Raw genomic sequence first — 23,996 nt, 5'->3', positions numbered from 1 at the left:
GGCAGGGCATCGCCGCTTAAAATTAGTGCCCTTTTTTGCGCCGCGCACGCGTCTGTGGTGCGCCCCCTTTTTCCAATGCTGTACCCCGAAGAATTCGATGTGATCGTTGTCGGCGGTGGCCATGCCGGCACCGAAGCCGCGCTCGCTTCCGCACGCATGGGCGCCAAGACGCTGCTGCTCTCCCACAACATCGAGACGCTGGGGCAGATGAGCTGCAACCCGTCGATCGGCGGCATCGGCAAGGGCCACCTCGTGAAGGAGGTCGACGCGCTCGGCGGCGCGATGGCCATTGCCACCGACGAGGCGGGCATCCAGTTCCGCATCCTCAATTCGAGCAAGGGCCCGGCCGTGCGCGCCACGCGGGCGCAGGCCGACCGCGTGCTGTACAAGGCCGCGATCCGCCACCGCCTGGAAAACCAGCCGAACCTGAGCCTGTTCCAGCAGGCCGTCGACGACCTGATGATCGAAGGCGACCGCGTGGTCGGCGCTGTCACCCAGGTGGGCATTGCCTTCCGCGCGCGCACCGTGGTGCTGACCGCGGGCACGTTCCTCGACGGCCGCATCCACGTCGGCCTCGACAACTACCAGGCCGGCCGCGCGGGCGACCCGCCGGCCATCAGCCTGTCGGCGCGCCTGAAGGAACTCAAGCTGCCGCAAGGGCGCCTGAAGACCGGCACGCCGCCGCGCCTGGACGGCCGCAGCATCGACTTCTCGAAGTGCACCGAACAACCCGGCGACGGCATGCCCGGTGGGGCAGGGCCGATGCCGGTGTTCAGCTTCATGGGCAAGGTCGAGATGCACCCGCAGCAGATGCCGTGCTGGGTGACGCACACCAACCAGCGCACGCACGACATCATCCGCTCCGGCTTCGACCGCAGCCCGATGTTCACCGGCAAGATCGACGGCGTCGGTCCGCGCTACTGCCCGAGCGTCGAAGACAAGATCAACCGCTTCGCCGACAAGGACAGCCACCAGATCTTCCTGGAGCCCGAAGGCCTGACGACCAACGAGTACTACCCGAACGGGATCTCGACCAGCCTGCCGTTCGACATCCAGTACCAGCTGGTGCGCTCGATGCCGGGCCTGGAAAACGCCCACATCCTGCGCCCGGGCTACGCCATCGAGTACGACTACTTCGATCCGCGCGAGCTCAAGAGCAGCTTCGAGACCCGAGCGATCCGCGGCCTGTTCTTTGCCGGACAGATCAACGGCACCACCGGCTACGAAGAAGCCGCGGCCCAGGGCCTGTTCGCCGGCATCAACGCCGCGCTGCAATGCCGCGGCGAAGACGCCTGGCTGCCGCGCCGCGACGAGGCCTACCTGGGCGTGCTGGTCGACGACCTGATCACCAAGGGCGTGACCGAGCCGTACCGCATGTTCACCAGCCGCGCCGAGTTCCGGCTGCAGCTGCGCGAGGACAACGCCGACATGCGCCTGACCGAAGCAGGGCGCAAGCTGGGCCTCGTGGACGACGCACGCTGGGACGCTTTCAGCCGAAAGCGCGACGCTGTTTCACGTGAAACAGAACGGCTCAAGTCGATCTGGGTGAACCCGCGCAACCTGCCGGCGACCGAGTCGGCCCGGGTGCTGGGCAAGGCCATCGAGCACGAATACAACCTGGCCGACCTGCTGCGCCGGCCCGACGTGAACTACGAAACCCTGATGTCGCTGGACGGCGGCAAGTACGGCCCGTCGTCGGCGCTGAGCGCTTCCGAGATCGAACAGATCGAGATTTCCGCCAAGTACTCCGGCTACATCGAGCGCCAGCACGACGAAGTGGAGCGCGCCGCCCACTTCGAGAACCTGAAGCTGCCGGCCGACTTCGACTACGGCCAGGTCAAGGCCCTGAGCTTCGAGGTGCGCCAGAAGCTGGACAAGCACCGGCCTGAAACGCTGGGGCTGGCATCGCGCATCTCGGGCGTCACGCCCGCCGCGATCTCGCTGCTGATGATTCACCTGCGCAAGGGCGGGCACAAGGCCTTCGCCCGCGATGCCGCCGCCGATACCGCCGCCACCACTGAAGCTGCTGCCACCGAGCCGCACACCGCACCATGAGCGCGACGCCCCTCGACACGCTGCGCGCAGGCGCAGCCGCTCTGGGCGTGGCCCTGTCCGACATGCAGGGCGAACAGCTGCTGGCCTACGGCACGCTGATGCTCAAGTGGAACAAGGTCTACAACCTGACGGCCGTGCGCGACCCGGCCGGCGTCATGACGCACCACCTGCTCGACAGCCTCGCGGCCGTCGCACCGCTGCAGCGCGAGTGGGCAGGGAAGGGCAGGCTGCTCGACGTCGGCTCCGGCGGCGGTCTGCCGGGCGTGGTGATCGCCATCATGCGACCCGACATCGAGGTCAGCTGCCTCGACGCGGTCGCCAAGAAAGCCGCCTTCGTGCAGCAGGTGGCGGCCGAACTGGAGCTGCCGAACCTGCGTGGCCTGCATGCGCGGGTCGAATCGCTGGCCGGCAGCTACGAGGTGATCAGCTCGCGCGCCTTCGCGTCGCTGCCCGATTTCTTCAACGGCTCGGTGCACCTGCTGGCACCGGGCGGCGTCTGGCTGGCCATGAAGGGCAAGGTGCCGACCGACGAACTGGCCGCCTTGCCGGCGGGCGTCGCAGTGTTTCACGTGGAACAACTGACGGTGCCGGGCCTGGACGCCGAGCGCTGCATCGTCTGGGCGCGCAAAGAGGCCGCCTGATTTCGTAAAAGATGCGACGGCGCCGGCAAAAGCCGGTGCCGGAGCAATCTTCCCGGCGCTGGCCTGCCTTAGACTCGAAGCCTCCCCCTGGCTCTCTTTTTCGAGGCAAATCCCATGTTCGGCATCGCTGACTACGGCGCATTCGTCGCCGCCATCGTCCTGTTCCTTCTGATTCCCGGTCCGGGCAATCTGGCGCTGATCACTTCGACCAGCAAAGGCGGCATTCGTGGCGGCCTGGCAGCGACCTTCGGCGTGATCCTGGGAGATCAGATCCTGATGTGGGCAGCGGTGGCGGGCGTGTCGGCCGTGCTGGCTGCTTACCCGGCCGCCTTCAAGGCGGTGCAGTGGCTGGGCGCCGCCTACCTGGCGTGGCTCGGTCTCAAGATGCTCCTGGCCAAGCCCGGCGCGGCACCGATTTTGAACATCCGTCCGAGCCATTTCCTGCGCCAGGCGCTGACGATCACCTTGCTGAACCCCAAGGCGATCGTGTTCTACATGGCCTTCTTCCCGCTGTTCGTCGATCCGGCGCGCCACCAGGGTGTCATCACCTTCGGCGCCATGGCCGTGACCATCGCCGCGCTGACCTTCCTGTACGGCCTGACCTCGACGCTGCTCACGCACTTCCTGGCCGAGCGCATCCGCGCCAATCCCCGCATCTCGGCCACGCTCGAAAAGCTGGCCGGCACCTTCCTGATTGCCTTCGGCATCAAGCTCGCGATCTCGCGCTGACCGACCCCGACGACCCGCACTGACGACACATGGCCAAGATTTTCTGCATCGCCAACCAGAAGGGCGGCGTCGGCAAGACCACCACCACCGTCAATCTCGCCGCCGGCCTGGCCAAGGTGGGCCAGCGGGTTCTGATGATCGACCTCGACCCCCAAGGCAACGCCACCATGGGCTCGGGCATCGACAAGCGCCAGCTGGAGCTCACGGTGTACGACGTGCTGCTCGAATCGGCCTCGGTGGCCGAAGCGCGGGTGAAGTCCGACAAGCTCGTGGAGGCCGAGGCCAGCTACGACGTGCTGGGCGCCAACCGTGAGCTGGCCGGCGCCGAAGTCGAAATGGTGGCGCTCGATCGCCGCGAAAAACGCCTGCGCACCGCGCTGGCGGCGGTCGGTGCCGAGTACGACTTCGTGCTGATCGACTGCCCGCCGAGCCTGAGCCTGCTCACGCTCAACGGCCTGTGCGCGGCCCACGGCGTGATCGTGCCGATGCAGTGCGAGTACTTCGCGCTCGAAGGGCTCACGGACCTGGTCAACACCATCAAGCAGGTGCACGCCAACCTCAACAAGAACCTGCAGATCATCGGCCTGCTGCGCGTGATGTTCGATCCGCGCATCACGCTGCAGCAGCAGGTGAGCGAGCAGCTCAAGTCCCACTTCGGCGACAAGGTGTTCGACACCGTGATCCCGCGCAATGTGCGCCTGGCCGAAGCACCGAGCTACGGCCTGCCGGGCGTGGTGTTCGATCCGTCCGCCCGCGGCAGCCAGGCCTTCATCGCCTTCGCCGAAGAGCTGGTCGCCAAGATGCCGCCCGCGAGCGCCTTCGCCTCGGGTGCGGTGGCACCACCGGTCACGCCTCCGCCGCGCGTGGTGCCCGACCTGCCGATTCCCGGCGATGTGCTGGCCGCTGCGCCTTCTGCTTCCGTCGCCGATACCGACCAAAACCCCGTCTGATGCTCGCCCAATGGGCGGCAGGCGCTATCAAGTTCGTAGCAACCAGCCATGAGTGAACCCCGCATCCTGCTGCTGCCCGGATGGCAGAACAGCGGCCCCGGCCATTGGCAGACCCGCTGGGAGTCGGTCTACGGCGACCGCCGCGTCGACCAGCACGAGTGGATGCGCCCGCTGCGCGGCGACTGGTCGATCCGCCTCGAAGAAGAAGTGCTGGCCGCGCCGGGCCCCGTGGTGCTGGCTGCGCACAGCCTCGGCTGCATCCTCACCGCCGCCTGGGCGGCCCACTCGCGCAACACGCACAAGGTGCGCGGCGCGCTGCTGGTGGCGCCCGGCGACCTGGAGCGCGACGACCTGCGCCAACTGATTCCCGGCTGGGCGCCCATCGTGCGCCAGCCGCTGCCGTTTCCGGCCGTGCTCATCGCCGCCAACGACGACCCGTACTGCGAAGCCTCGCGCTCGAAGCAGCTGGCCAGCGATTGGGGCGCACGCTTCATCGATGCCGGCACCGGCGGCCACCTGAACGCCGAATCCGGCCTGGGCGACTGGCCCGAAGGCCGAAAACTCCTGAACGACCTCTCGAAAGACACGCACTGATGGCGACCAAGAAACCCAAGGGCCTGGGCCGCGGCCTCGAAGCGCTGCTCGGCCCGACGGCCGCACCCTCCGCCGATCCGCTCGGCAATGGCGGCGACCGCGCCACGGAAGAGGGCGGCGCCCCGCAGAACCCCAACACCCTGAAGCTCGACCAGATGGTGGCCGGCGTCTACCAGCCGCGCACCCGCATGGACGAGGGCGCGCTGTACGAGCTGGCCGAGAGCATCAAGGTGCAGGGCATCATGCAGCCGATCCTGGTGCGCCGGCTCGACGCCGAATCGGCCGCGGCCAAGAACGCCGAGTACGAAATCATCGCGGGCGAGCGGCGCTTCCGTGCCGCCCGGCTCGCCGGCCTGGACACCGTGCCGGTGCTGGTGCGCGACGTGCCCAACGAGGCCGCGGCGGCCATGTCGCTCATCGAGAACATCCAGCGCGAAGACCTCAACCCGCTGGAAGAGGCCCAAGGCCTGCAACGCCTGGTGACCGAGTTTGGGCTCACTCACGAAATGGCGGCCCAGGCCGTCGGCCGTTCGCGCAGTGCCGCCAGCAACCTGCTGCGCCTGCTGAACCTCGCCGAGCCCGCGCAGCTGATGCTGATGGCCGGCGACATCGACATGGGCCACGCACGCGCGCTGCTGTCGCTCGACCGCGGAACGCAGATCACCGCCGCCAACCAGATCGCCGCCAAGAAGATGTCGGTGCGCGAGGCCGAGGCGCTGGTCAAGAAGCTCGCGGCCGAGTTCACGCTCACGCCCTCGCGGCGCGGCAATGCCGGCGAGAAGTCGCGCGACCTGCAGCGCGTGGAAGAAGAGCTGGCCGACCTGCTCACGGCCGAGGTCGAGGTGCGCATCAAGAAGCGCACGAAGCGCGGCGAAAGCGGGGAGCTGGCGATCCACTTCGGCTCCATCGAAGCGCTCAACGGACTCATCGAGCGCATCCGCCGAACGGCCTAGTTCGGCTTGCGTTGCGAAGACGGACCCCAGCGTTCGTTTGATTGATTCCTGCAATCCTTTGCGCGTATCCTCGATCGCGGTTTTTCTTTCAGCCCTGCAAGACCACCACCATCGAAACGAGGGAGTCGACCATGCCGTTCTTCGCCACCAAGTTCCCGCTCGCCGCAGTCGCCGTCGGCGCACTGCTGCTCACGGGCTGCGCCACCACCGACATGCAGATGGGCAGCCAGTCGGCCAAGACCATGGCCACGGGCAGCGCCGCTGGCGGTGCCACCTCGGGCGAGAGCAGCCAGCTCGAACGCTGCGAATCGCCGCTCGGGACCGTCTCGCTGGTCGAGAACGTCAACGCCGGCTGGTACACCATCCTCACGGGCGAGTACCGCCTGCCGCCTACTGCAAATCTGTTGCGTTTGCTGGTGCAGCAATCGAACTGCTTCATCGTGGTCGAGCGCGGCGCGGCCGGCATGAACGCGATGACGCGTGAACGCGCGCTGCAGCAGTCGGGCGAGATGCGCGGCGGCAGCAACTTCGGCCGCGGCCAGATGGTGGCGTCCGACTACGGCCTGTCGCCCGAGATCGTGTTCAGCAACAGCGATGCCGGCGGCATCGGCGGCGCGCTCGGCGGCCTCGTGGGGGGCGGCCGTGGCCGTGCCATCGCAGCCGTCGGCGGCAGCCTGCAGACCAAGGAAGCCAGCGCCTTGCTGACGCTCATCGACAACCGCTCGGGCGTGCAGGTCGCAGCAGCCGAAGGCAGCGCCTCCAAGACCGACTTCGGCGCCTTCGGTGGCCTGGCCGGTCGCAGCGGCGCCGGTGGCCTTGGCGGCTACACCAACACGGCGCAGGGCAAGGTGATTGCGGCGGCCTTCATGGACGCCTTCAACCAGATGGTTCGTTCGCTGCGCAACTACAAGGCGCAGACGGTGCGTGGCCAGGGCCTGGGCGGCGGTGGCCGCTTGGGCGTGGACGGCGGTGCCGCGCCGTCGCAGACCTACGTGCCGCCGGAGCCGGCACCGGCACGTCGCCGCAGGTAAGAACAGGACGCGGGCCTTCGGGCCACGAAAAAGCCCGGCGCTCTTGCGAGCCGCCGGGCTTTTTCATTGACTTGCGACCGGGAGGGATCAGAGGCTGAAGATCTTGCCCGGGTTCATGATGTTCTTCGGATCGAGCGCGCGCTTGATCGTGCGCATCATGTCGATCGCGCCCACGCCGGCCTCGGTCACCAGGAAGTCCATCTTGTGCAGGCCCACGCCGTGCTCGCCTGTGCAGGTGCCTTCGAGCGCCAGCGCGCGGCTCACCAGCGCGTGGTTCAGCTCCTCGGCCTTCACGCGCTCTTCGGGGATGTTCGGGTCGAGCAGGTAGCCGAAGTGGAAGTTGCCGTCGCCCACGTGGCCGACGAGGAAGTAGGGGATGCCGCTGGCATCGGCTTCGGCCACCGAGTCGAGCAGGCAGTCGGCCAGGCGCGAGATCGGCACGCAGGTGTCGGTCGAGATCACGCGGCAGCCCGGGCGCGACTGGACCGCGGCGAAGTAGCTGTTGTGCCGCGCGGTCCACAGGCGCGTGCGTTCTTCCGGCGTGCTGGCCCATTCGAAGGCGTTGCCGCCGTGGCCGCTGGCGAGTTCCTGCACCGTCTCCGCCTGCTCCTTCACACCCGCGGGCGAGCCGTGGAATTCCATCAGCAGCATCGGCTCTTCGCGCAGGTTGAGCTTGGCGTAGGCATTGACCATGCGCACCGTGTTCACGTCGATCAGTTCCACGCGTGCGATCGGCACGCCGAGCTGGATGGTCTCGATGGTGGTGCGCACCGCGGCCTCGATGCTCGGGAACGAGCAGATCGCCGCCGACACCGCCTCGGGCAGCGGGTAGATGCGCAGCGTGACCTCGGTGACCACGCCCAGCGTGCCTTCGCTGCCCACCATGAGGCGCGTGAGGTCGTAGCCGGCCGACGACTTCTTGGCGCGCGTGCCGGTGCGGATGATGTCGCCGCCGGCCGTGACCACTTCGAGCGCCAGCACGTTCTCGCGCATCGTGCCGTAGCGCACCGCGTTCGTGCCGCTGGCGCGCGTGGCCGTCATGCCGCCGATGGAGGCGTCGGCGCCCGGGTCGATGGGGAAGAACAGGCCCGTGCTCTTGATCTCTTCGTTGAGCTGCTTGCGCGTGACGCCCGGCTGCACCGTCACCGTGAGGTCGTCGGCGTTGATCGACAGCACCTGGTTCATGCGCGACACGTCGATGCTGATGCCGCCTTGCACCGCGAGCAGGTGGCCTTCGAGCGAAGAGCCCACGCCGAAGGGGATGACCGGCACGCTGTGCTCGCTGGCGAGCTTCACGGCATCGGCAACATCCTGCGTGCTTTCCGCGAACACCACGGCCGCGGGCGGCGGTGCGTCGAACGACGACTCGTCGCGCCCGTGCTGCGTGCGCACCGCCATCGCCGTGGAACAGTTGTCGCCAAAGCGCGCCTTCAGCCCGTCGATCAGGGCCGCGGGAACGTCGCGCAGATGAAGCGCCGGCATCAGGTGCGAGGTGGAAGTCGGGGCGTTCATCGGGCGTCTCCTGGAGGGGCTGAGGGGGATCGGTCATTTTACGGAGCGCGCACCATAATGCGCTTCGGTAAAAGACATGAACCCCACGACCCTTGCAGCCCTCGCGGCCTTTCCCTCGCAGCTCGAAGCCCACTACGCGGCCATTCCCAAAGCCTTCCGGCATTGGGCGCCGCCTTCGTGGGAGGGCGTGCCCAGCGAAGCCTTCACCGCCATCGAGCAGCTGTGCCATGTGCGCGACATCGAGATCGAGGGCTACCACGTGCGCTTTCGCCGCATGCTCGCCGAAACCCATCCGACGCTCGCATCGATCGACAGCGAGCCGCTGGCCATCGAGCGCCACTACGGCGCGGCCGACCCTGCAGCGGTGCTCGCCGAGTTCCGCCAGGCGCGCGTGCAGACGATGGAAATCATCTCGCAGCTGAGCGACGCGCAGCTCGCGCGCACGGCCGTGTTCGAGGGCTACGGCCCGCTCACGATGCGCAGTCTCATTCATTACCTGTGCAGCCACGACCATCAGCATCTGGCCGGACTGCAATGGCTGGCCGGCAAGATCGACGCCGCCGGCCTCACGACCTGAACCGAGGAGCGCCCATGGGCAACCGACTTTCCCAGATCGCCACCCGCACCGGCGACGACGGCACCACCGGCCTGGGCGACAACACCCGCGTGCCCAAGGACCACCTGCGCGTGCACGCGATGGGCGACGTGGACGAACTCAACTCGCACATCGGCGTGCTGCTGTGCGAACCGCTGCCAGAGCCCGTGCGCGAGCTGCTGGTCGATGTGCAGCACCAGCTCTTCAACCTCGGCGGCGAACTCTCGATGCCGGGTTTCACGCTGCTCAAGCCCGAGGCGCTGCTGCAGATCGACAACGCACTGGCCGACCACAACGCCGCCTTGCCGCGTCTGGCCGAATTCATCCTGCCCGCCGGCACGCGCGCCGCTTCGCTCGCGCATGTGTGCCGCACCGTGGCGCGGCGTGCCGAGCGCGCCGTGGTGTCGCTGGGCGCCACCACCGAACTCAACGACGCGCCGCGCCAGTACCTCAACCGGCTCAGCGACCTGCTCTTCGTGCTCGCACGCGTGCTCAACCGCATGAACGGCGGCGACGACGTGTACTGGAAGAGCGAGCGCATGGCCCGCGCGGCCGCCGCCGAATCCGAAGACCACTCCCAGGGGACGACGCCATGAAGAAGCTTCACATCACCACCGCATCGCTCGCCGCCATCGCCGCCGCGCTCTGCCTGCCCGTCACCGCGCAGGCGCAGAGCGCCGACAACCCGCCCCAGGCCGAACGCGCCCACACGATCAAGTCGCCCTCGCGCAGCGGCAAGGTCGTGGGCAGCGTGCAGCGCGGCACCAACGCCGCCGGCCGCGGCGTCAACCGCGCCGATGCCGCCACGCGGCGCGGCGTGAGCAACGTGTCGGAAAAAGCCAGCCGGCCCGTGCGCAACGTGGGCGAGTCCTTCGGGCGCAAGCTGGCACCGGGCTCGAGTGGGCGCGCGGCGCCGCCGCCTGTGGGGCCGCAGGGCAACGCGCCCTGAGTCTTTGCTGTTGTTCGCTCAGGGCAACGCTCCCGCCGACGCGGTACCTTGCTCCACGAATGTCCCCCGGCCTGCGGCCTCCTCCTTGATTTCGCTGCGCAAGGCACCGCATCGGCGTGAGCGATTTCAGAGCGGTTGTTGATCGGCCGTGAACCGACAGCGTGCCCCGTGCGCAGGACACTGGGTGCTTCCCGCAGCGAAATCAAGGAGGAGGGCGAAGCCCGGGGGACATTCGCGGAGGGAAGTACCCGGTGGCCTGGGCACACGCCCCGAATCCCATCTCACAGAAGCCCACAGACATGGCCAGAAACATAGAGATCAAGGCCCGCATCGACAGCGTGGACCGCATCGCAGAAATCGTCGCAACGCTCGCCGACCAGGGCCCCATCGAGATCGCCCAGGACGACACCTTCTTCCGCTGCGAACACAGCGCCGACCGCCTCAAGCTGCGCACCTTCGCGCCCGACCGCGCCGAGCTCATCTTCTACCGCCGCGCCGACAGCACCGGCCCGAAGGAATCGTTCTACCTGATCACGCCCACCGCCACGCCCGACGCGCTGCGCGAATCGCTCACGCTCGCCTGGGGCCAGGCCGGCCGCGTGCGCAAGCAGCGCCGCCTGTTCCTCGTGGGCCGCACGCGCGTGCACCTCGACCGCGTTGAAGGGCTTGGTGAATTCCTCGAACTCGAAGTGGTGCTGCAAGAGGGCGAGCCCGCCGAGGCCGGCGTGGCCGAAGCCCATGCGCTCATGGCCCGGCTCGGCGTGGCCGAGCGCCAGCTGGTGCAGGGCGCCTACGTCGACCTGTTGCGCGCGCAGGCCGCCTGAGCCATCGGACAGCCTGCCGGCACGCGCGCCAGCAGGTCTTGCCGCAGCGCGTTCAGCTCGGCGATCTTCTGGTCGATGACCGCGACCTTGTCGGCCAGCAGCGCCGCAATGGCATCGTCGGGTGCGGCCGACTCCCACACCGCGGGCAGGTTGTCGCCGATCTCGTGGAGGCTGAAGCCGAGCTTCTGCGCGGTGCGGATGTAGCCCACCATCTGCACGGTTTCCTTCGCATAGACCCGGTAGCCGTTGCTGCCACGTTGCGCGCGGATCAGGCCGCGCTCTTCGTAGAAGCGCAGCGTGTCGCGGCTCAAGCCCGTCGCCGAAGCCAGCTGGCCGATCTGCATGGTCGTGGTTCCTTCGCCGAAGAATGTGCTTGACCCTGGAGCGTACCCGAGGCTTTAGCTTCCGGGGCTTCTTCACTCCCGCAGGGCTCTTCCTCATGATCGCGCTTCCCACCTACCAACGCATCGTCCGCGCCAGCGCCTGGTACGACCTCGTGGTGACCATCGGCTTCGCCACGCCGTGGACCTTTGCCGCCGTGCACACCTTGTTGCTGTGGACCATCCAGACGCTGCAGCTGCCCGGTAGCTTTCCGGCCTTCGACCCGGTCCACATGCTGATGGCCAACCTGCTCGGCTCGGTGGTCACCGTCTGGGCCGTGCTGCGCATCCGCGATCCGCGCCTGCGCTATGGCCGCTACGACGCCGTGGCGCGTTTCCTGTTCGCGACCTGGCAGGTCTACGCCGTGACGCAGGGCGCCAGCCTCATCATCCTCGGCTTCACGGCGATGGAGCTGCTGTTCGGCGTGCTCGAGAGCCTGCCAGTGCGCGGCGCCACGGCACGCGCACCCATGCGCGCCGGCGACCGCGCCACAGGCCTCAGCGCCAGCCCGCAGCCTTGAGCTGCTCGGCGAGTTGCTGCGCCACCTGGGCGTAGCCCTTCGCGTTCGCATGGATGCGGTCCGAGCGCAGGGCCGCATCCGACAGCACGCCCGAATACACACCGGCGACCAGCAACGCCTGCCCCGACTTCGCGACCTCTTCGTAGAACGGCGCATCGCTGAGCGAGCCGACCACCGCGCGCATCGCATCGGGCGCCGGCGTGGCCAGCACCGCCACATGCGGCGTGTGCGCACGCGCCTGCTCGATGAGTGCCGCGAGGTTCTCGCGCGTGCTGGAGGGCGACACGCCGCGCAGCATGTCGTTGCCGCCGATGCCGATCAGGATCGCGTCGTAGCTGCCGGCGGACAGCAGTGCGGGCAGGCGCTCCAGTGCACCCGCCGAGGTGTCGCCGTTGACGCCCGCGTTCTCGACCTGCCAGCCCGTGAGCTCGCCCAGCTTCGCGGGCCATGCCGTCTCGGGCGACGCACCGTAGCCGAAGGTCAGGCTGTCGCCCAGCGCCAGCACGCGGGCATCGGGCTTCAACGCGTTGGCTGAGGCCTTTCGTTTGCCGCACGCGGAGAGCAGCAGGGCGGTGGCCGGCACGCCGGCGAGCATCTGGAGGAGGTGGCGTCGCTTCATGTGGCGCGCAGCTTAAACGAGGCCGCGCGGCCGTTGGCGCTTGTCCCTTCGCTTGCTCGGAAAGCGCATAAGCCTCTCCGTTTTCGTTCCTTCCCGGCGACGGGACAGCGGCGAAGAATCGCGGCCCTGCACATCCCTTCACTGCCACCGAGGTCCGACGCCATGCTGCCGCCGCTGTTCACCCGCCATCGTTTCCTGCGCCATGCGGTCGCACTGTCCGCCGCCTTGCTCACCGCGCCGCTCGCGGCCTGGGCCGCGCCCGCCAGCGGCGAGCCCGTGTGGTTCGGCGTGAGCGGTCCGCTCACCGGACAGAACGCGCAGTACGGCGCACAGTGGAAGGCCGGCTTCGACCTTGCGCTGGAGCACATCAACGCGCAGGGCGGCATCCACGGCCGGCCGCTGGCCTACAACTTCGAGGACAGCCAGAGCGACCCGCGGCAGTCCGTCGCCATCGCGCAAAAGCTCGTGAACGACAAGCGCGTGCTCATCGAACTCGGCGACTTCTCCAGCCCCGCTTCGATGGCCGCCTCGCCCATCTACCAGCGCGCGGGCCTCGTGCAGCTGGGCTTCACCAACTCGCACCCCGACTTCACCAAGGGCGGCGACTACATCTGGAGCCCGTCGATCAGCCAGGCCGATGCGCAGCCGCTGCTGGCCGACCTGGCCGTGAAGACGCTGGGCTTCAAGCGCATCGCCGTGCTCTTCCTGAACACCGACTGGGGCCGCACCAGCAAGGACGTGCTCGTGAAGGCCGCGCAGGAGCGCGGCGCGCAGCTCGCCATTGCCGAGGGCTACCAGCCCGACGAGAAAGACTTCCGCTCGACCCTGGTGCGCGTGCGCGATGCCAACCCCGACGGCGTGGTGCTCATCTCGTACTACCCCGACGGCGCGCTCATCGCCGGCCAGGTGCGCAGCGTGGGCCTGAAGCAGCCGATCGCGGCCGTCGGCTCCGTCTACTCGCCCAAGTTCATCGAGCTCGGCGGCGCGGCCGTGAACGGCATTCACACCAACACCGCCTTCTTCCCCGAGGAGCCGCGCACCGAAGTGCAGGCCTTCGTGAAGAGCTTCCGCGCCAAGTACAGCAAGGAGCCCGACGCCTTCAACGCCTATGCCTACGACGCCGTGGTGTACGCCGCCGCCGCACTGCGCGAGGCGGGCCCCAAGGCCGACCGCAAGGCCGTGCGCGATGCGTTCTACAAGATCAAGGACGTGCCCAGCGTCATCTTCGGCAAGGCCACCTTCGATGCGCAGACACGCCGCGTGATCGGCGTGAAGAGCGTGAACCTGGTGGTGAAGGACGGCAAGTGGGCGCAGATCGACGAGAAGGCGGCGGCGCTGGCATCGGCCAAGTAGATGAGCTTCACCTCCTTCTTCGACCACACGGTCAACGGCCTGATCATCGGCAACATCTATGCGTTGCTGGCGGTCGGGCTCGCGCTGATCTTCGGCGTCTCGCACCTCATCAACTTCGCGCACGGCTCGGTCTACACCGTGGGCGCGTACATCGGCTGGGCGAGCATCACCTACCTGCACACGCCGCTGCCCGTGACCATCGCGCTGGTGGTGATCGGCTCGGGCGCACTCGGCATGCTGATCGAGCGCGTGGGACTGCGGCCGCTGCAGGGCGCCGCGCGCATCGCGCCGCTGCTGGCCACCATCGGCATCAGCTTCGTGCTCGACATCCTCGTGCAGCTGGTGTTCAGTCCCGACCCGCGCGCGCTGCCCACGCAGCTGCCCGACTGGCGCCTGCAGATCGGCACCGGCACCATCGGCGCGCTCGACCTGCTGATCGCGGGCATCGGAATCACCAGCGCGGCCGTGCTGTTCGGCTTCCTGCGTTTCACGAAGCTCGGCTGGGCCGTGCGCGCCACCGCGCAGGACCGCGACGCCGCGCAGCAGATGGGCGTGGACGTGAACCGCGTGAACCAGACCGTGTTCGCCATCGCTGCCGCATTGGGCGGGCTCTCGGGCCTGCTGGTGGGCATGTACTACAACAACATCAGCCCGGCGATGAGCTTCCAGGCCACGCTGAAGGGTGTGGTGGCCACGGTGGTCGGCGGCGTGGGCAATGTGCCGGGCGCCATCGTCGGCAGCCTGCTGCTGGGGCTCATCGAAAGCTATGGCGTGGCGATCCTCGGCACGCCGTACCGCAACCTGTTTGCCTTCGCGTTGCTGCTGGTCATCCTGGTGTGGAAGCCCAATGGCTTGTTCGGCCGCAAGCGTGTGCTGCCGCCCGAGCCGCTCACCGGAACCTTCATCGCACCGAGCAAGCCGTGGCGCGTGCCGCCGCGCGTGTTGCTCGCGCTGTTCGCCGCGGCCGTGCTGCTGCCGCTGTTCGATCCGTCGCCCTATGTGCTGCAGACGCTCACCAACGCGTGGCTCTACGGTGCGCTCGCACTGAGCCTCACGCTGGTGGCCGGCACCATCGGCCAGATCTCGCTGGGCCATGCGGGGCTGCTGGCCATCGGCGCGTATGCCTCGTCGCTGCTGGTGCTCGACCTGCACCTGCCCGTGGGCACGGGCATCGTGGCCGCTGGCGTGCTCACCTCGCTGATCGGCACCGCGCTGATCTTCCCGGCCTTCCGGCTGCGCGGGCACTACGTGTCGATCGCCACGCTCGGCATCGGCGAGATCGTGGCGCTCACCATCCTCAACTGGGAAAGCCTCACGCGCGGGCCCATCGGCGTCTCGGGCATTCCGCCGCTGTCGCTGTTCGGGCGCGATGCGTCGTCGAACGAGGCGATCTACTGGGCCTCGTTCGGTGCGCTGGTGCTGCTGGCCCTGCTGCAGTGGCGCCTCTTGCGCTCGCACCTGGGCCGCACCTTCCGCGCCGTGCGCGAAGACGAGGTCGCCGCGCGCGCCTACGGCGTGAGCCCCGACCGCTACAAGGCGCTGGCCTTCGGCTTCGGCGGCTTCGCGGCGGGCGTGAGCGGCGCCTTCACCGCGCACATGTACTCGTACATCAACCACGAGACCTTCGGCTCGCAGATCTCGATCCTCGCGCTCACGATGGTGATCCTCGGCGGGCTCGGGAACATCAGCGGCGCGCTGCTGGGTGCGGTCGCGCTCGTGAGCCTGCCCGAGCTGTTCCGCGTGACGGCCGAGTACCGCATGTTGATCTACGGCGTGGCACTGCTTCTGTTGATCCGCTTCCGTCCCCAAGGCCTGCTCGGCACCGTCTGAAAGAACCACCAAACACCATGAGCCACCTCAACGACTACCTCGCCGAGAAACGCGCCGCCGTGCTGGCGCGCAACGCCGCCGTCGCGGCCGGCACCGCACAGCCCTCGCAGCTGAAGGCCAGCGTGCGCGCCGAAGGCCGCAGCGGCGTGCGCCGGCTGCGCATCCGCGAGCACCAGGTGATCAGCGACAGCCCGCCCGATTTCGCGGGCTACAACCTCGGCCCGAGTTCGCCCGAGCTGCAGCTGGGCGTTCTCGGCACCTGCGTGACGCACATCTTCCTGATCCAGGCGGCCGAACGCCAGGTGCCGCTCGAAAGCCTCGAGGTCGAGGTGACCGGCGTCATCGACCCGCGCGGCGGCAAGCCGGGCCACGAGCAGACGCCGATCTGGCCGCACGAGATCGGCTACACCGTGCACATCGATTCGCCCGCCAGCCGCGAAGAGATCGATGCGCTGTTCGAAGCGGTGGAGCGCAACTGTCCCATCCTCAATCTGCTGCGCAACCCGCAGGCCATTCGCGCCGAGGTGAAGCTCGTGAACTCGAAGGCGAAGGTCGCCGATGCCGTCGCTGCTTGAGGTCCGCGGCCTCGTGCGCCGCTTCGGCGGGCTCACGGCCGTCAACGCCGTCGACCTGCAGGTGGGCGAGGGCGAACTGCTGAGCGTGATCGGCCCGAACGGCGCGGGCAAGACCACGCTGTTCAACCTCGTCACCGGCCTCGACAAGCCCGATGCCGGGCAGGTGCGCTTCGACGGCCACGACATCACCGGCCTGCCGGCTCAGCAGCTTGCCCGGCGCGGACTGGCGCGCACCTTCCAGCATGGGCGCGTGTTCGCGAACCTCTCGGTGCTCGACAACGTGCTGGTCGGCGCGCACACGCGGCTGCGCGCCGTGAAACCGCGTGTGGGCGGCGTGCCGGGCCTGGGGGCGCTGGCCGAGCTGGCGCTTGCGCTGGTGCAGCCAGGGGCCGTGCGGCGCGAGGAAGAAGCGCTGCGCGACGAGGCGCGCGAGATCATCGCGCTCTTCGGTGAACGCCTCACGCCGCGCACCGACCATCCGGCCTACAGCCTCTCGTACGCCAACCGCCGCCGCGTGGAGATCGCGCGCGCGCTCGCGCTGCGGCCGCGCCTGCTGCTGCTCGACGAGCCCACGGCCGGCATGAACGAGAGCGAGACGGCCGAGATGCTGGAGATCATTCGCGGCCTCAAGGCGCGCGGCCAGACCATCCTGCTGATCGAGCACAAGCTCGACCTCGTGATGCAGCTGTCCGACCGCGTGGCCGTGCTCGACGACGGCCGCAAGATCGCCGAGGGCCTGCCGGACGACGTGCGCAACGACCCCGCGGTGATCGAGGCCTACCTCGGCCATCGCCAGGTCGGCGAAGCGCAGGAAGAAGCGGTGCCCGCATGATCGCCACCGTCGCGCGCACCGGCCTGTCGCCTTCTTCCCTCTGGGGAGAGGGGAGAAACGACGACCTGCCTGAACGTGCCATCACGCAAGCTTCGGCGGGCGCTGTACAGCCACTGCTCCAACTCCAGAAGGTCAACAGCTTCTACGGCCCCGTGCAGGCCCACTTCGATCTCGACATCGAAGTGCGCAAGGGCCAGATCGTCAGCCTGCTCGGCGGCAACGCCAGCGGCAAATCGACCACGATGAAGATCGTGCTCGGCCTGCTCAAGCCGCGCTCGGGCGAGGTCCGCTTCAACGGCGAATCGACGCTGGGCCTGAGCACGCCGCAGATCATCCGCAAGGGCATCGGCTCGGTGCCCGAGGCACGCCGCTTGTTCCCCGCGATGACCGTGCGCGAGAACCTGCTCATGGGCGCCTATGCGCGCCGCGACCGTGCGGGCGTGGCCGACGACCTGGAACGCATGCTCGAGCTGTTCCCGCGCGTGGCGCAGCGCCTGGGCTTCCTGGCCGGCACGCTTTCGGGCGGCGAGCAGCAGATGGTGGCCATGGCGCGTGCGCTCATGGGCCGGCCGCAGCTGCTGTGCATGGACGAGCCCACCATGGGCCTGTCGCCGCTGTACGTCGACAAGGTGCTCGAGCTCATCGCGCGCATCAACGCGCAGGGCGTCTCGGTCTTCATGGTCGAGCAGAACGCCAGCCTCGCGCTGCAGATCGCGCACCACGGCTACGTGCTGCAGACGGGCCGCATCGTGCTCTCGGGCCCGGCGCGCGCGCTGCTGGCCGACGCGCGCATCCGCGACGCCTACCTGGGCGGCGAGGGCGCCGCCCGCACCGCCTCCTGACGACGACCCCTTTGCCGCGAGGAAGACCTTCACCATGCCCCTGACCCTCGACCACGTCGTGATCGCCGTGCACGACCTCGAACGCGCCATCGCCGACTACGCCGCGCTCGGCTTCCACGTGCTGCGCGGCGGCGACCATCCGGGCCGCAGCACGCACAACGCCCTCGTCGTGTTCAGCGACGGCAGCTATTTCGAACTCATCGCGTGGCGCGAACCCGCGCCCGCCGAGCGCTGGTGGCAACTGCTGCAGCGGCACGGCGAAGGCATCGTCGACTTCGCGCTGTTGCCGCGCGACACGGCCGTCACCGTGGCCGATGCGAAGGCGCGCGGCCTCGTGCTCGAAGGCCCGCTCGACGGCGGGCGCGTGCGCCCCGACGGCGAACACCTGCGCTGGCAGACCGCGCGCGCGCCGTCGGCCGACCTGCCGTTCCTGTGCGGCGACCTCACGCGGCGCGCCCTGCGCGTGCCCGAGGGCGCCGCGCGCGTGCATCCCAACGGCGTGCTCGGCGTGGCCAGCCTGGCCATCGCCGTGCGCGACCTCGACGCCACGCTGGCGCGCTACCGCGCCTTGCTGGGCACGGTCTCCGACGACACGAGCACGCACATCGGCGAGCCTGTGGCCGTGCCGGCCAGCCAGGTGCGCGTGGCGGTGATCGCCCTGGGCAGCAGTGTGCTGGTGCTGTCGTCGCCGCGCGATCGCGCTCCGGCGGCGGAGCTGGGCGGCGACGCGCTCGCGCAGCGCCTCGCCGTGCGCGGCGAGGGCCCCTATGCGTTGGTGCTACACACCGACCGGCCGCAATCGACCGGCACCTTCGACCTCGCACGCGCGCACGGCGCATGGATCGAGCTCGACCTGCCGCCGGTGGACGCGCTGGAGGCGCAGGGCCGCGTGCGCGCCGATGCGGCGAACAGCACGGTGGGCGGGTAACGCCTTACCTGCCGCCCAGGTGTGCCTTGCGCAGCGCGGCGCGCATCTTCTTCTGCAGCGCCGGCCCGCCCTTTTCCAGCGCGGCCGCGGGCGCGCCGCTCTCAGGCGTCACCGGCCGGTGCTTGCGCCCCCAGATGCCGAGCTGCGTGATCACCGGCAGCAGGTCGATGCCCACGGGCGTGAGGCTGTAGAGCGCCTTCTGCTTGTGCGTGGGGTCGTCGGTCTTGCTGAGCACGCCGTGCGCGACCAGCGTGTTCAGCCGCTCCGTGAGAATGTTCGAGGAGATGCCTTCTTCGGACTGCAGGAACTCGCGAAAGTGGCGCTTGTCCGCAAACATCAGGTCGCGAACGATCAGCAGGCTCCATCGGTCGCCGACGACTTCGAGCGCGAGGTTGATCGGGCACTGGGACTTCTGCTGGATGGCCATCGGGATTCCGTCGGTTCAAGAAACTGCTTGCATTTTCGCACCGGTATGAGAATACTGAAACCGCTTGCATTTCGAGATCGGTTTGCGCAAGCGACCTGAAGGAGACTCCGATGCGAAAGCTCATCGTGCAAATGCAGATGTCGGTCGACGGGTTCGTGTCGCCGGCCAACGGCGACATCGACTGGCAGCTGTGGGGCTGGGGCGACCGGTGGCGCTGGGATGCGGCGCTCAGGCGCGACTTCAACGCCGCGTTCGCGGGCGTCGACACGATCCTGCTGAGCCGCAAGATCATCGAGGAGGGCTACCTCGACCACTGGGGCCGCGCCGCGACGCGCTTTCCGGCGAACCCCGACTACGCCTTTGCCCAGCGGATCGTCGAAGCGCGCAAGGTTGTGCTTACCAACAAGCTGCAGGCCTCGCGCTGGGAGCGCACCGACATCGCACGCGGCGCCATGGCCGACGAAGTGAATGCGCTCAAGCGCGAGCCGGGCCAGGACATCCTCAGCATCGGCGGTGTCGGCTTTGCGTCGTCGCTCACGTCGGCAGGGCTGGTCGACGAGTTCCAGTTCTTCGTGAACCCCACGGCCGTCGGCGCGGGCCGCTCGGTGTTCCACGACACGCGCCATGGCCATGCGCTGCGCCTGCTCGGATCGACCGCCTACGACTGCGGCATGGTGGTGAATCGCTACGCGCCCGCGTGAAGTACGTCACGCGCGTGCAGGACAACACGCCGTGGAGATACCTGCGCTTACCGGATTTCATCTGACGGTGACCTGACGCACCCGAAGCAGACACACGCGCTGCCCAGAATGGAGGCGTCATCACAGACACACAAAAGGAGTTCCAGATGATCTTCCGTACCAAGCGCCTGACCACTGCCGCCGTTGCGGCGCTCGCAATGTCCCTGGCGGCAGGCAGCGCGCTGGCGCAAGATCGCCGGGGCGACGACCACCGCCCGGGCGGCGGCCGCTACGAGCAGCGCGATGACCACCGTCCTGGCGGCGGTCGCTATGACCAGCGCGACGACCATCGCGGGCATCGCGGCCCTCACGCCGGCTACCGCGGCGACCAGGACTTCCGCGACGGCCGCCAGTTCGACCGCCGGGGCTTCCCGCAGCCGCACAGCGAGTGGCGCCGTGGCGGCCGCGTACCGACCGAGTACCGGGGCCGCAACTACGTGGTGAACGACTGGCGCGCCTACCGCCTGCAGCAGCCGCCGCGCGGCTACCAGTGGGTGGGCGTGGGTGGCGACTACGTGCTCGCAGCCATTGCCACCGGCCTCATCGCGCAGATCATCGCGGGTCAGTAAGCCTTCGCACTGCGCTCGCACCGCGCACATGCAAAAACCGCCACAGGAGACTGTGGCGGTTTTTCTTTGGGGAACTGGGGGAGGGGCTTGTCAGGCCACCGCGGTGGCGGCCGATTGGGCGCACACGTTGCGCCCGGTGATGGTGAGGCGCAAACCGCCGCCATGCCATTCGAGCCAGTTGAGATCGACGTAGGCGTCGATGTCGCGATCGTCGATGCGATCGGCCTGGCGGCTTTGCAGCAGCTCGACCGTGGCGGGCAGGGCACGTTTCAGGCGTTCGCGCTTCTCCGCTGCATCGGCCGCCTTTTGGGCGGCCCGGGTGGCCTGTAGTTGCTGCTGCTGCGAAGTCGATGCCATTGCTGATCCGTTCCGGAAGCCAAGGAATTAACCCGAATGTACGCCGCTTGTGTGAAGCTGCGCGCATTCTTTTCAACCCTGGAGCCGGAAGTGTCGATTTCGTTGCGCTTGAGCTAAATCTCGTAGTGAGACACCTTGACCTCGTCGCCCAAGGCCTTCTCGACAATCGCGCGCGTCAAGGTCGGCGCAAACGACTCGATGAACGCGTAGACATATTTGCGCAGGTAGGTGCCGCGCCGCACCGCGAGCTTCGTGAGGTTGATGCCGAACAGCCGCCCCGCATCGAGCGCGCGCAGCTGCGTGTCGCGCTCGGCCTCGTAGGCCACGCCGGCGACGATGCCCACGCCCAGGCCCAGCTGCACATAGGTCTTGATGACGTCGGCGTCCATCGCGGCCAGCACGATGTTGGGCTGCAGGCCGCGCTGTTCAAACGCCTCGTCGATGCGCGAGCGGCCCGTGAAGCCGGTGTCGTAGGTGATCAGCGGATGCTGCGTGAGCGCCTCCAGCGTGAGCGGCGCATCGAGCAGCGGATGGCCGGGCGGCACGATCACCGAGTGCGTCCAGCGGTAGCAGGGCAGGGCGACCAGCTGCGGGTAGTCGCCCAGCGCCTCGGTGGCAATGCCCACGTCGGCCTCGCCGTCGAGCAGCATCTGCGCGATCTGCTTGGGCGAGCCCTGGTGCAGGTGCAGTTTCACGTTCGGAAACTGCGCGCGGAATTCCTGCACCGCCACCGGCATCGCATAGCGCGCCTGCGAGTGCGTGGCCGCCACCGAGAGCAGGCCGCTTTGCTGCGCCACGAACTCCTGGCCCGCGTGCTTGAGGTTGCTGCTCTCCATCAGCATGCGTTCGATGATCGGCAGCACGTGGCCGCCGGGCTCGGTGAGGCCCGTGAGCCGCTTGCCGGCGCGCACGAAGAGCTCGATGCCGAGCTCTTCCTCGAGTTCGCGGATCTGCCGGCTCACGCCGGGCTGCGAGGTGTGAAGGGTGTGGGCGACCTCGGTCAGGTTGAAGCCGCAACGAACGGCCTCGCGTACCGAGCGCAGTTGTTGAAAGTTCATCGGGCGCGCAGGAGGTGAAAAGAGGTCCGGACCCCGAGTGGGGCCGACCGGCGATTCTCGGCAGAAGGGCTTATGCAGGGAACGATGCGTTTGTTGGTTCCACATGAGCAAAACATCTATGAGGCCCTTCTGCGTGGGGAGGTTGATATTTCGCACGACTGTGCTAAAGTCCGCCGCATGGACGCCAAGACCCAGAAAAGCGAACTCACCCGTGCCGCCATCGTCGGCGCGGCGATGCATCTCGCGCTGGCGGAGGGGCTGGAGGCGATCTCGCTGCAGGCCGTGGCGAGCCGGCTCGGGCTGTCCAAGAGCGGCGTGTTCTCGCGCGTGGGGTCGCGCGAGGCGCTGCAGAAGGCCGTCATCGAGGAGTACGGCCGTGGCTTCCTGGCCGAGGTGTTCGTGCCCGCCATGCAGAAGCCCAAGGGCCTGCCCCGCCTGAACGACATCGTCGCGCGCTGGATCGCCCGCACGCGCGACGTCGAAGCGCAAACCGGCTGCCTCTATGTGGCCGGGGCTTTCGAGTTCGACGACCGCGAAGGCGAACTGCGCGACCTGCTCTTCGACGAGATCACGCGCTGGCGTGCCGCGTTGCGCCGCACGGTGCTGCAGGCGGTCGAGACCGGCGAGCTCCAGGCCGACACCGACCCGGCCCAGCTCGTGAGCGAGATCAACGGGATCATGATGAATCAGCTGCACGACGCGCGCTTCCTGCGCGACGGGCATGCGGCCGAGCGCGCGGGCCAGACCTGGCAGCGCCTTCTTTCCAGCTACCGCGCCTGAGGCGCACCCGCAGACGACGGCCGCCGCCTCTTCGTTTGCCTTAATTTCGCACCACCGTGCGATAAAAAAGGAGAAGCACCATGCTGATCATTGCCCTCTTTCTCGCCGCCTACGCGGTGCTCCTCGGTGTGCGCTGCGTGCAGGACACGCTGCGCAGCCTGCCGCGCAGCAACCAGGACTGGGTCTGGTACTGAGCCCCCCGAACGAAAGCCTTCCCCATGACCACCACCACCCACACCACCGCCCCCGTGGGCTACTACAGCGCCAGTCCATTGATGCGCGCGATGCGCTTCGGCCTCGGCGCCTCGCAGCGCCTGTGGCCCGCGCTCGGCGTGCGCGCGGCCTACCGCGTGTTCGGCACGCCGCTGCCGCCCAAATGGCTGTACCGGGGCCAGCAGCCCGGTGCCGACTGGCGCCGCGAGGCCTGGTCGTTCGAGGACGCGAACCTCGGCATCTACCACCTGGCCGCGCAGGACTCGGGCGCCGAGTCGGCGCCGGTCGTGCTGCTGGTGCACGGCTGGGGTGGCCACGCGGGCCAGATGCTGCCGCTGGCGCTGGCCATCGCCGCGCAAGGGTTGAGGCCCGTGCTGCTGGAGATGCCGGCCCACGGCCGCAGCGCAGGCACGGCCAGCAACCTGCCGCAGTTCGCGCGCGCCATCGACTACGTGGCGGCGCGGCTCGGCGCCGACGGGCACGTGCTGCGCGCGGCGGTCGCGCATTCGCTGGGGGCCAATGCACTGGCCTATGCGGCGGGGCGCGGGCTGCCGGCGCAGCGGCTGGTGCTGCTGGCACCGCCGGCCTCGCCGCGCGAGTACACGCGCTACTTCGCGCAGGTGTTCGGCCTCAGCGAGCGCACGCGTGCGGGCATGCAGCGCCTGATCGAGGCGCGCGAAGGCATCCTGATGCAGCAGCTGGAGCCCGCCGCCGTGGGCCCGCGCATCGCACAGCCCACGCTCATCGTGCATGACCGCGACGACCGCGTGAACCGCTTTGCCGACGCCGAGGCCTTTCGCGACGCGATCGCCGGCGCGCGGCTCTTTCCCACGCAGGGCTGGGGCCACCGGCGCATCCTGAAAGAGCAGGCCGTGCTCGCGCAGGTCACGCAGTTCCTGGCGTAGCGGCCGGCGGTCATGTGCGCGTGAAACGGCGCCCCTAAACTGGGCGCCACACCCATGGCCTTCGCCATGGACGACACACGCACCGACCACACATGGGCAATCGTTCCTGGCTCTATCTCGAGCACAGTCGTCCCGACACCGAAGAAGCATCGGCTGGCGACGCGATCGCCGGCGCGCGGCTCTTTCCCACGCAGGGCTGGGGCCACCGGCGCATCCTGAAAGAGCAGGCCGTGC

28 protein-coding genes are annotated in these 23,996 nt (G+C 68.6%); 22 read left to right on the top strand and 6 right to left on the bottom strand.

Annotated elements, in window-relative coordinates; all coding sequences use genetic code 11:
• The first annotated feature begins 75 nt into the window (after window positions 1-75).
• The 7 genes from mnmG to AC07Y4_RS26195 all read left to right on the top strand — a co-directional run bounded on the left by mnmG (window position 76) and on the right by AC07Y4_RS26195 (window position 6,953).
• The gene (gene mnmG, locus AC07Y4_RS26225; protein ID WP_487847736.1) at window positions 76-2,055 is read left to right on the top strand and encodes a tRNA uridine-5-carboxymethylaminomethyl(34) synthesis enzyme MnmG; all 1,980 of its coding nucleotides are present in this window, start codon (window positions 76-78) and stop codon (window positions 2,053-2,055) included.
• Window positions 2,052-2,696: a 16S rRNA (guanine(527)-N(7))-methyltransferase RsmG gene (gene rsmG / locus AC07Y4_RS26220; protein ID WP_487847737.1), complete on the top strand. Its 645-nt coding sequence runs from the start codon at window positions 2,052-2,054 to the stop codon at window positions 2,694-2,696. The genes mnmG and rsmG overlap by 4 nt, the downstream gene beginning before the upstream one ends.
• A 114-nt stretch (window positions 2,697-2,810) precedes the next feature.
• Complete coding sequence (locus AC07Y4_RS26215; RefSeq protein WP_495275330.1) at window positions 2,811-3,425, top strand: LysE family transporter; 615 nt, start codon at window positions 2,811-2,813, stop codon at window positions 3,423-3,425.
• A gap of 29 nt (window positions 3,426-3,454) precedes the next feature.
• Window positions 3,455-4,375, top strand: coding sequence for a ParA family protein (locus AC07Y4_RS26210; protein ID WP_487847738.1), 921 nt, complete (start codon window positions 3,455-3,457; stop codon window positions 4,373-4,375).
• Between the two features lie 48 nt (window positions 4,376-4,423).
• A complete protein-coding gene (locus AC07Y4_RS26205; protein WP_487847739.1) occupies window positions 4,424-4,969 on the top strand; it encodes an RBBP9/YdeN family alpha/beta hydrolase in 546 nt (181 codons plus the stop codon).
• Window positions 4,969-5,922 carry a ParB/RepB/Spo0J family partition protein gene (locus AC07Y4_RS26200; protein ID WP_062473760.1) on the top strand — a complete coding sequence of 318 codons (954 nt, stop codon included), beginning with the start codon at window positions 4,969-4,971 and terminating at the stop codon, window positions 5,920-5,922. The genes AC07Y4_RS26205 and AC07Y4_RS26200 overlap by 1 nt, the downstream gene beginning before the upstream one ends.
• 131 nt (window positions 5,923-6,053) lie before the next feature.
• Window positions 6,054-6,953, top strand: a complete 900-nt coding sequence (locus tag AC07Y4_RS26195) for a CsgG/HfaB family protein (protein WP_070061439.1) — start codon at window positions 6,054-6,056, stop codon at window positions 6,951-6,953.
• Window positions 6,954-7,040: 87 nt separating this feature from the next.
• On the opposite strand, the gene AC07Y4_RS26190 is transcribed toward AC07Y4_RS26195, so the two are convergent.
• Window positions 7,041-8,465 carry an FAD-binding oxidoreductase gene (locus tag AC07Y4_RS26190; RefSeq protein ID WP_487847740.1) on the bottom strand — a complete coding sequence of 475 codons (1,425 nt, stop codon included), beginning with the start codon at window positions 8,463-8,465 and terminating at the stop codon, window positions 7,041-7,043.
• A gap of 76 nt (window positions 8,466-8,541) precedes the next feature.
• On the opposite strand from AC07Y4_RS26190, the gene AC07Y4_RS26185 reads away from it, so the two are divergent.
• From AC07Y4_RS26185 to AC07Y4_RS26170, 4 genes are all read left to right on the top strand, one after another.
• Window positions 8,542-9,042: a DinB family protein gene (locus AC07Y4_RS26185; protein ID WP_487847741.1), complete on the top strand. Its 501-nt coding sequence runs from the start codon at window positions 8,542-8,544 to the stop codon at window positions 9,040-9,042.
• Between the two features lie 14 nt (window positions 9,043-9,056).
• Window positions 9,057-9,656: a cob(I)yrinic acid a,c-diamide adenosyltransferase gene (locus AC07Y4_RS26180; RefSeq protein WP_062473752.1), complete on the top strand. Its 600-nt coding sequence runs from the start codon at window positions 9,057-9,059 to the stop codon at window positions 9,654-9,656.
• Entirely contained in the window at window positions 9,653-10,009 is a 357-nt protein-coding gene (locus AC07Y4_RS26175) for a hypothetical protein (RefSeq protein ID WP_062473750.1), read from the top strand. Before AC07Y4_RS26180 ends, AC07Y4_RS26175 begins: the two co-directional genes overlap by 4 nt.
• 299 nt (window positions 10,010-10,308) lie before the next feature.
• Window positions 10,309-10,833 (top strand): class IV adenylate cyclase, encoded by a 525-nt coding sequence (locus tag AC07Y4_RS26170; RefSeq protein WP_487847742.1) that lies wholly within the window; start codon window positions 10,309-10,311, stop codon window positions 10,831-10,833.
• Here the strand turns inward: AC07Y4_RS26170 and AC07Y4_RS26165 are convergent.
• On the bottom strand, window positions 10,800-11,177 hold the full coding sequence (locus AC07Y4_RS26165) for a MerR family transcriptional regulator (protein WP_095743046.1): 378 nt from the start codon (window positions 11,175-11,177) through the stop codon (window positions 10,800-10,802). The two genes, AC07Y4_RS26170 and AC07Y4_RS26165, sit on opposite strands and share 34 nt — an antisense overlap.
• A gap of 95 nt (window positions 11,178-11,272) precedes the next feature.
• On the opposite strand from AC07Y4_RS26165, the gene AC07Y4_RS26160 reads away from it, so the two are divergent.
• Window positions 11,273-11,734 carry a hypothetical protein gene (locus AC07Y4_RS26160; protein ID WP_487847743.1) on the top strand — a complete coding sequence of 154 codons (462 nt, stop codon included), beginning with the start codon at window positions 11,273-11,275 and terminating at the stop codon, window positions 11,732-11,734.
• Here AC07Y4_RS26160 and AC07Y4_RS26155 read toward each other — a convergent pair.
• Window positions 11,712-12,353: a GDSL-type esterase/lipase family protein gene (locus tag AC07Y4_RS26155; protein WP_487847744.1), complete on the bottom strand. Its 642-nt coding sequence runs from the start codon at window positions 12,351-12,353 to the stop codon at window positions 11,712-11,714. The two genes, AC07Y4_RS26160 and AC07Y4_RS26155, sit on opposite strands and share 23 nt — an antisense overlap.
• Before the next feature lie 162 nt (window positions 12,354-12,515).
• Between AC07Y4_RS26155 and AC07Y4_RS26150 the strand changes: the two genes are divergently transcribed.
• Genes AC07Y4_RS26150 through AC07Y4_RS26125 form a run of 6 tightly spaced genes read left to right on the top strand, consistent with a single transcriptional unit; the run spans window position 12,516 to window position 18,713 of the window.
• Window positions 12,516-13,706 (top strand): ABC transporter substrate-binding protein, encoded by a 1,191-nt coding sequence (locus AC07Y4_RS26150; protein ID WP_307582521.1) that lies wholly within the window; start codon window positions 12,516-12,518, stop codon window positions 13,704-13,706.
• A complete protein-coding gene (locus AC07Y4_RS26145) occupies window positions 13,707-15,536 on the top strand; it encodes an ABC transporter permease (protein WP_487847745.1) in 1,830 nt (609 codons plus the stop codon). It abuts the gene before it with no gap.
• Between the two features lie 17 nt (window positions 15,537-15,553).
• Window positions 15,554-16,111 carry an OsmC family protein gene (locus tag AC07Y4_RS26140; protein ID WP_070061429.1) on the top strand — a complete coding sequence of 186 codons (558 nt, stop codon included), beginning with the start codon at window positions 15,554-15,556 and terminating at the stop codon, window positions 16,109-16,111.
• On the top strand, window positions 16,095-16,943 hold the full coding sequence (locus AC07Y4_RS26135) for an ABC transporter ATP-binding protein (protein ID WP_487847746.1): 849 nt from the start codon (window positions 16,095-16,097) through the stop codon (window positions 16,941-16,943). Before AC07Y4_RS26140 ends, AC07Y4_RS26135 begins: the two co-directional genes overlap by 17 nt.
• Window positions 16,940-17,785: an ABC transporter ATP-binding protein gene (locus AC07Y4_RS26130; protein WP_487847747.1), complete on the top strand. Its 846-nt coding sequence runs from the start codon at window positions 16,940-16,942 to the stop codon at window positions 17,783-17,785. Before AC07Y4_RS26135 ends, AC07Y4_RS26130 begins: the two co-directional genes overlap by 4 nt.
• A 34-nt stretch (window positions 17,786-17,819) precedes the next feature.
• Complete coding sequence (locus tag AC07Y4_RS26125) at window positions 17,820-18,713, top strand: VOC family protein (protein WP_070061427.1); 894 nt, start codon at window positions 17,820-17,822, stop codon at window positions 18,711-18,713.
• Between the two features lie 4 nt (window positions 18,714-18,717).
• On the opposite strand, the gene AC07Y4_RS26120 is transcribed toward AC07Y4_RS26125, so the two are convergent.
• A complete protein-coding gene (locus AC07Y4_RS26120) occupies window positions 18,718-19,140 on the bottom strand; it encodes a winged helix-turn-helix transcriptional regulator (protein WP_487847748.1) in 423 nt (140 codons plus the stop codon).
• A 110-nt stretch (window positions 19,141-19,250) separates the two neighbouring features.
• Between AC07Y4_RS26120 and AC07Y4_RS26115 the strand changes: the two genes are divergently transcribed.
• Both AC07Y4_RS26115 and AC07Y4_RS26110 read left to right on the top strand, forming a co-directional pair.
• Window positions 19,251-19,841, top strand: a complete 591-nt coding sequence (locus tag AC07Y4_RS26115; protein WP_447739820.1) for a dihydrofolate reductase family protein — start codon at window positions 19,251-19,253, stop codon at window positions 19,839-19,841.
• A gap of 146 nt (window positions 19,842-19,987) precedes the next feature.
• A complete protein-coding gene (locus tag AC07Y4_RS26110; RefSeq protein ID WP_159279047.1) occupies window positions 19,988-20,449 on the top strand; it encodes an RcnB family protein in 462 nt (153 codons plus the stop codon).
• 90 nt (window positions 20,450-20,539) lie between these two features.
• On the opposite strand, the gene AC07Y4_RS26105 is transcribed toward AC07Y4_RS26110, so the two are convergent.
• Entirely contained in the window at window positions 20,540-20,806 is a 267-nt protein-coding gene (locus AC07Y4_RS26105) for a hypothetical protein (RefSeq protein WP_062473728.1), read from the bottom strand.
• A 113-nt stretch (window positions 20,807-20,919) separates the two neighbouring features.
• Window positions 20,920-21,864 carry a CysB family HTH-type transcriptional regulator gene (locus tag AC07Y4_RS26100; protein WP_062473726.1) on the bottom strand — a complete coding sequence of 315 codons (945 nt, stop codon included), beginning with the start codon at window positions 21,862-21,864 and terminating at the stop codon, window positions 20,920-20,922.
• 177 nt (window positions 21,865-22,041) lie between these two features.
• Here AC07Y4_RS26100 and AC07Y4_RS26095 point away from each other — a divergent pair, with 177 nt between their 5' ends.
• Window positions 22,042-22,644, top strand: coding sequence for a TetR/AcrR family transcriptional regulator (locus AC07Y4_RS26095; RefSeq protein ID WP_101490633.1), 603 nt, complete (start codon window positions 22,042-22,044; stop codon window positions 22,642-22,644).
• A 218-nt stretch (window positions 22,645-22,862) separates the two neighbouring features.
• Complete coding sequence (locus AC07Y4_RS26090) at window positions 22,863-23,762, top strand: alpha/beta fold hydrolase (RefSeq protein ID WP_487847749.1); 900 nt, start codon at window positions 22,863-22,865, stop codon at window positions 23,760-23,762.
• Window positions 23,763-23,996 lie beyond the last annotated feature (234 nt).

The organism is Variovorax sp. GW460-12-1-14-LB1, from assembly GCF_059423605.1.
The sequence above is the reverse complement of the archived record's forward strand: the minus strand, read 5'-3'. Positions and strand labels throughout refer to the sequence as shown.

Coding starts and splice junctions, on each gene's coding strand:
- mnmG (WP_487847736.1), top strand. CDS start 76: ATGCTGTACCCCGAAGAATTCGATGTGATCGTTGTCGGCGGTGGCCAT.
- rsmG (WP_487847737.1), top strand. CDS start 2,052: ATGAGCGCGACGCCCCTCGACACGCTGCGCGCAGGCGCAGCCGCTCTG.
- AC07Y4_RS26215 (WP_495275330.1), top strand. CDS start 2,811: ATGTTCGGCATCGCTGACTACGGCGCATTCGTCGCCGCCATCGTCCTG.
- AC07Y4_RS26210 (WP_487847738.1), top strand. CDS start 3,455: ATGGCCAAGATTTTCTGCATCGCCAACCAGAAGGGCGGCGTCGGCAAG.
- AC07Y4_RS26205 (WP_487847739.1), top strand. CDS start 4,424: ATGAGTGAACCCCGCATCCTGCTGCTGCCCGGATGGCAGAACAGCGGC.
- AC07Y4_RS26200 (WP_062473760.1), top strand. CDS start 4,969: ATGGCGACCAAGAAACCCAAGGGCCTGGGCCGCGGCCTCGAAGCGCTG.
- AC07Y4_RS26195 (WP_070061439.1), top strand. CDS start 6,054: ATGCCGTTCTTCGCCACCAAGTTCCCGCTCGCCGCAGTCGCCGTCGGC.
- AC07Y4_RS26190 (WP_487847740.1), bottom strand. CDS start 8,465: ATGAACGCCCCGACTTCCACCTCGCACCTGATGCCGGCGCTTCATCTG.
- AC07Y4_RS26185 (WP_487847741.1), top strand. CDS start 8,542: ATGAACCCCACGACCCTTGCAGCCCTCGCGGCCTTTCCCTCGCAGCTC.
- AC07Y4_RS26180 (WP_062473752.1), top strand. CDS start 9,057: ATGGGCAACCGACTTTCCCAGATCGCCACCCGCACCGGCGACGACGGC.
- AC07Y4_RS26175 (WP_062473750.1), top strand. CDS start 9,653: ATGAAGAAGCTTCACATCACCACCGCATCGCTCGCCGCCATCGCCGCC.
- AC07Y4_RS26170 (WP_487847742.1), top strand. CDS start 10,309: ATGGCCAGAAACATAGAGATCAAGGCCCGCATCGACAGCGTGGACCGC.
- AC07Y4_RS26165 (WP_095743046.1), bottom strand. CDS start 11,177: ATGCAGATCGGCCAGCTGGCTTCGGCGACGGGCTTGAGCCGCGACACG.
- AC07Y4_RS26160 (WP_487847743.1), top strand. CDS start 11,273: ATGATCGCGCTTCCCACCTACCAACGCATCGTCCGCGCCAGCGCCTGG.
- AC07Y4_RS26155 (WP_487847744.1), bottom strand. CDS start 12,353: ATGAAGCGACGCCACCTCCTCCAGATGCTCGCCGGCGTGCCGGCCACC.
- AC07Y4_RS26150 (WP_307582521.1), top strand. CDS start 12,516: ATGCTGCCGCCGCTGTTCACCCGCCATCGTTTCCTGCGCCATGCGGTC.
- AC07Y4_RS26145 (WP_487847745.1), top strand. CDS start 13,707: ATGAGCTTCACCTCCTTCTTCGACCACACGGTCAACGGCCTGATCATC.
- AC07Y4_RS26140 (WP_070061429.1), top strand. CDS start 15,554: ATGAGCCACCTCAACGACTACCTCGCCGAGAAACGCGCCGCCGTGCTG.
- AC07Y4_RS26135 (WP_487847746.1), top strand. CDS start 16,095: ATGCCGTCGCTGCTTGAGGTCCGCGGCCTCGTGCGCCGCTTCGGCGGG.
- AC07Y4_RS26130 (WP_487847747.1), top strand. CDS start 16,940: ATGATCGCCACCGTCGCGCGCACCGGCCTGTCGCCTTCTTCCCTCTGG.
- AC07Y4_RS26125 (WP_070061427.1), top strand. CDS start 17,820: ATGCCCCTGACCCTCGACCACGTCGTGATCGCCGTGCACGACCTCGAA.
- AC07Y4_RS26120 (WP_487847748.1), bottom strand. CDS start 19,140: ATGGCCATCCAGCAGAAGTCCCAGTGCCCGATCAACCTCGCGCTCGAA.
- AC07Y4_RS26115 (WP_447739820.1), top strand. CDS start 19,251: ATGCGAAAGCTCATCGTGCAAATGCAGATGTCGGTCGACGGGTTCGTG.
- AC07Y4_RS26110 (WP_159279047.1), top strand. CDS start 19,988: ATGATCTTCCGTACCAAGCGCCTGACCACTGCCGCCGTTGCGGCGCTC.
- AC07Y4_RS26105 (WP_062473728.1), bottom strand. CDS start 20,806: ATGGCATCGACTTCGCAGCAGCAGCAACTACAGGCCACCCGGGCCGCC.
- AC07Y4_RS26100 (WP_062473726.1), bottom strand. CDS start 21,864: ATGAACTTTCAACAACTGCGCTCGGTACGCGAGGCCGTTCGTTGCGGC.
- AC07Y4_RS26095 (WP_101490633.1), top strand. CDS start 22,042: ATGGACGCCAAGACCCAGAAAAGCGAACTCACCCGTGCCGCCATCGTC.
- AC07Y4_RS26090 (WP_487847749.1), top strand. CDS start 22,863: ATGACCACCACCACCCACACCACCGCCCCCGTGGGCTACTACAGCGCC.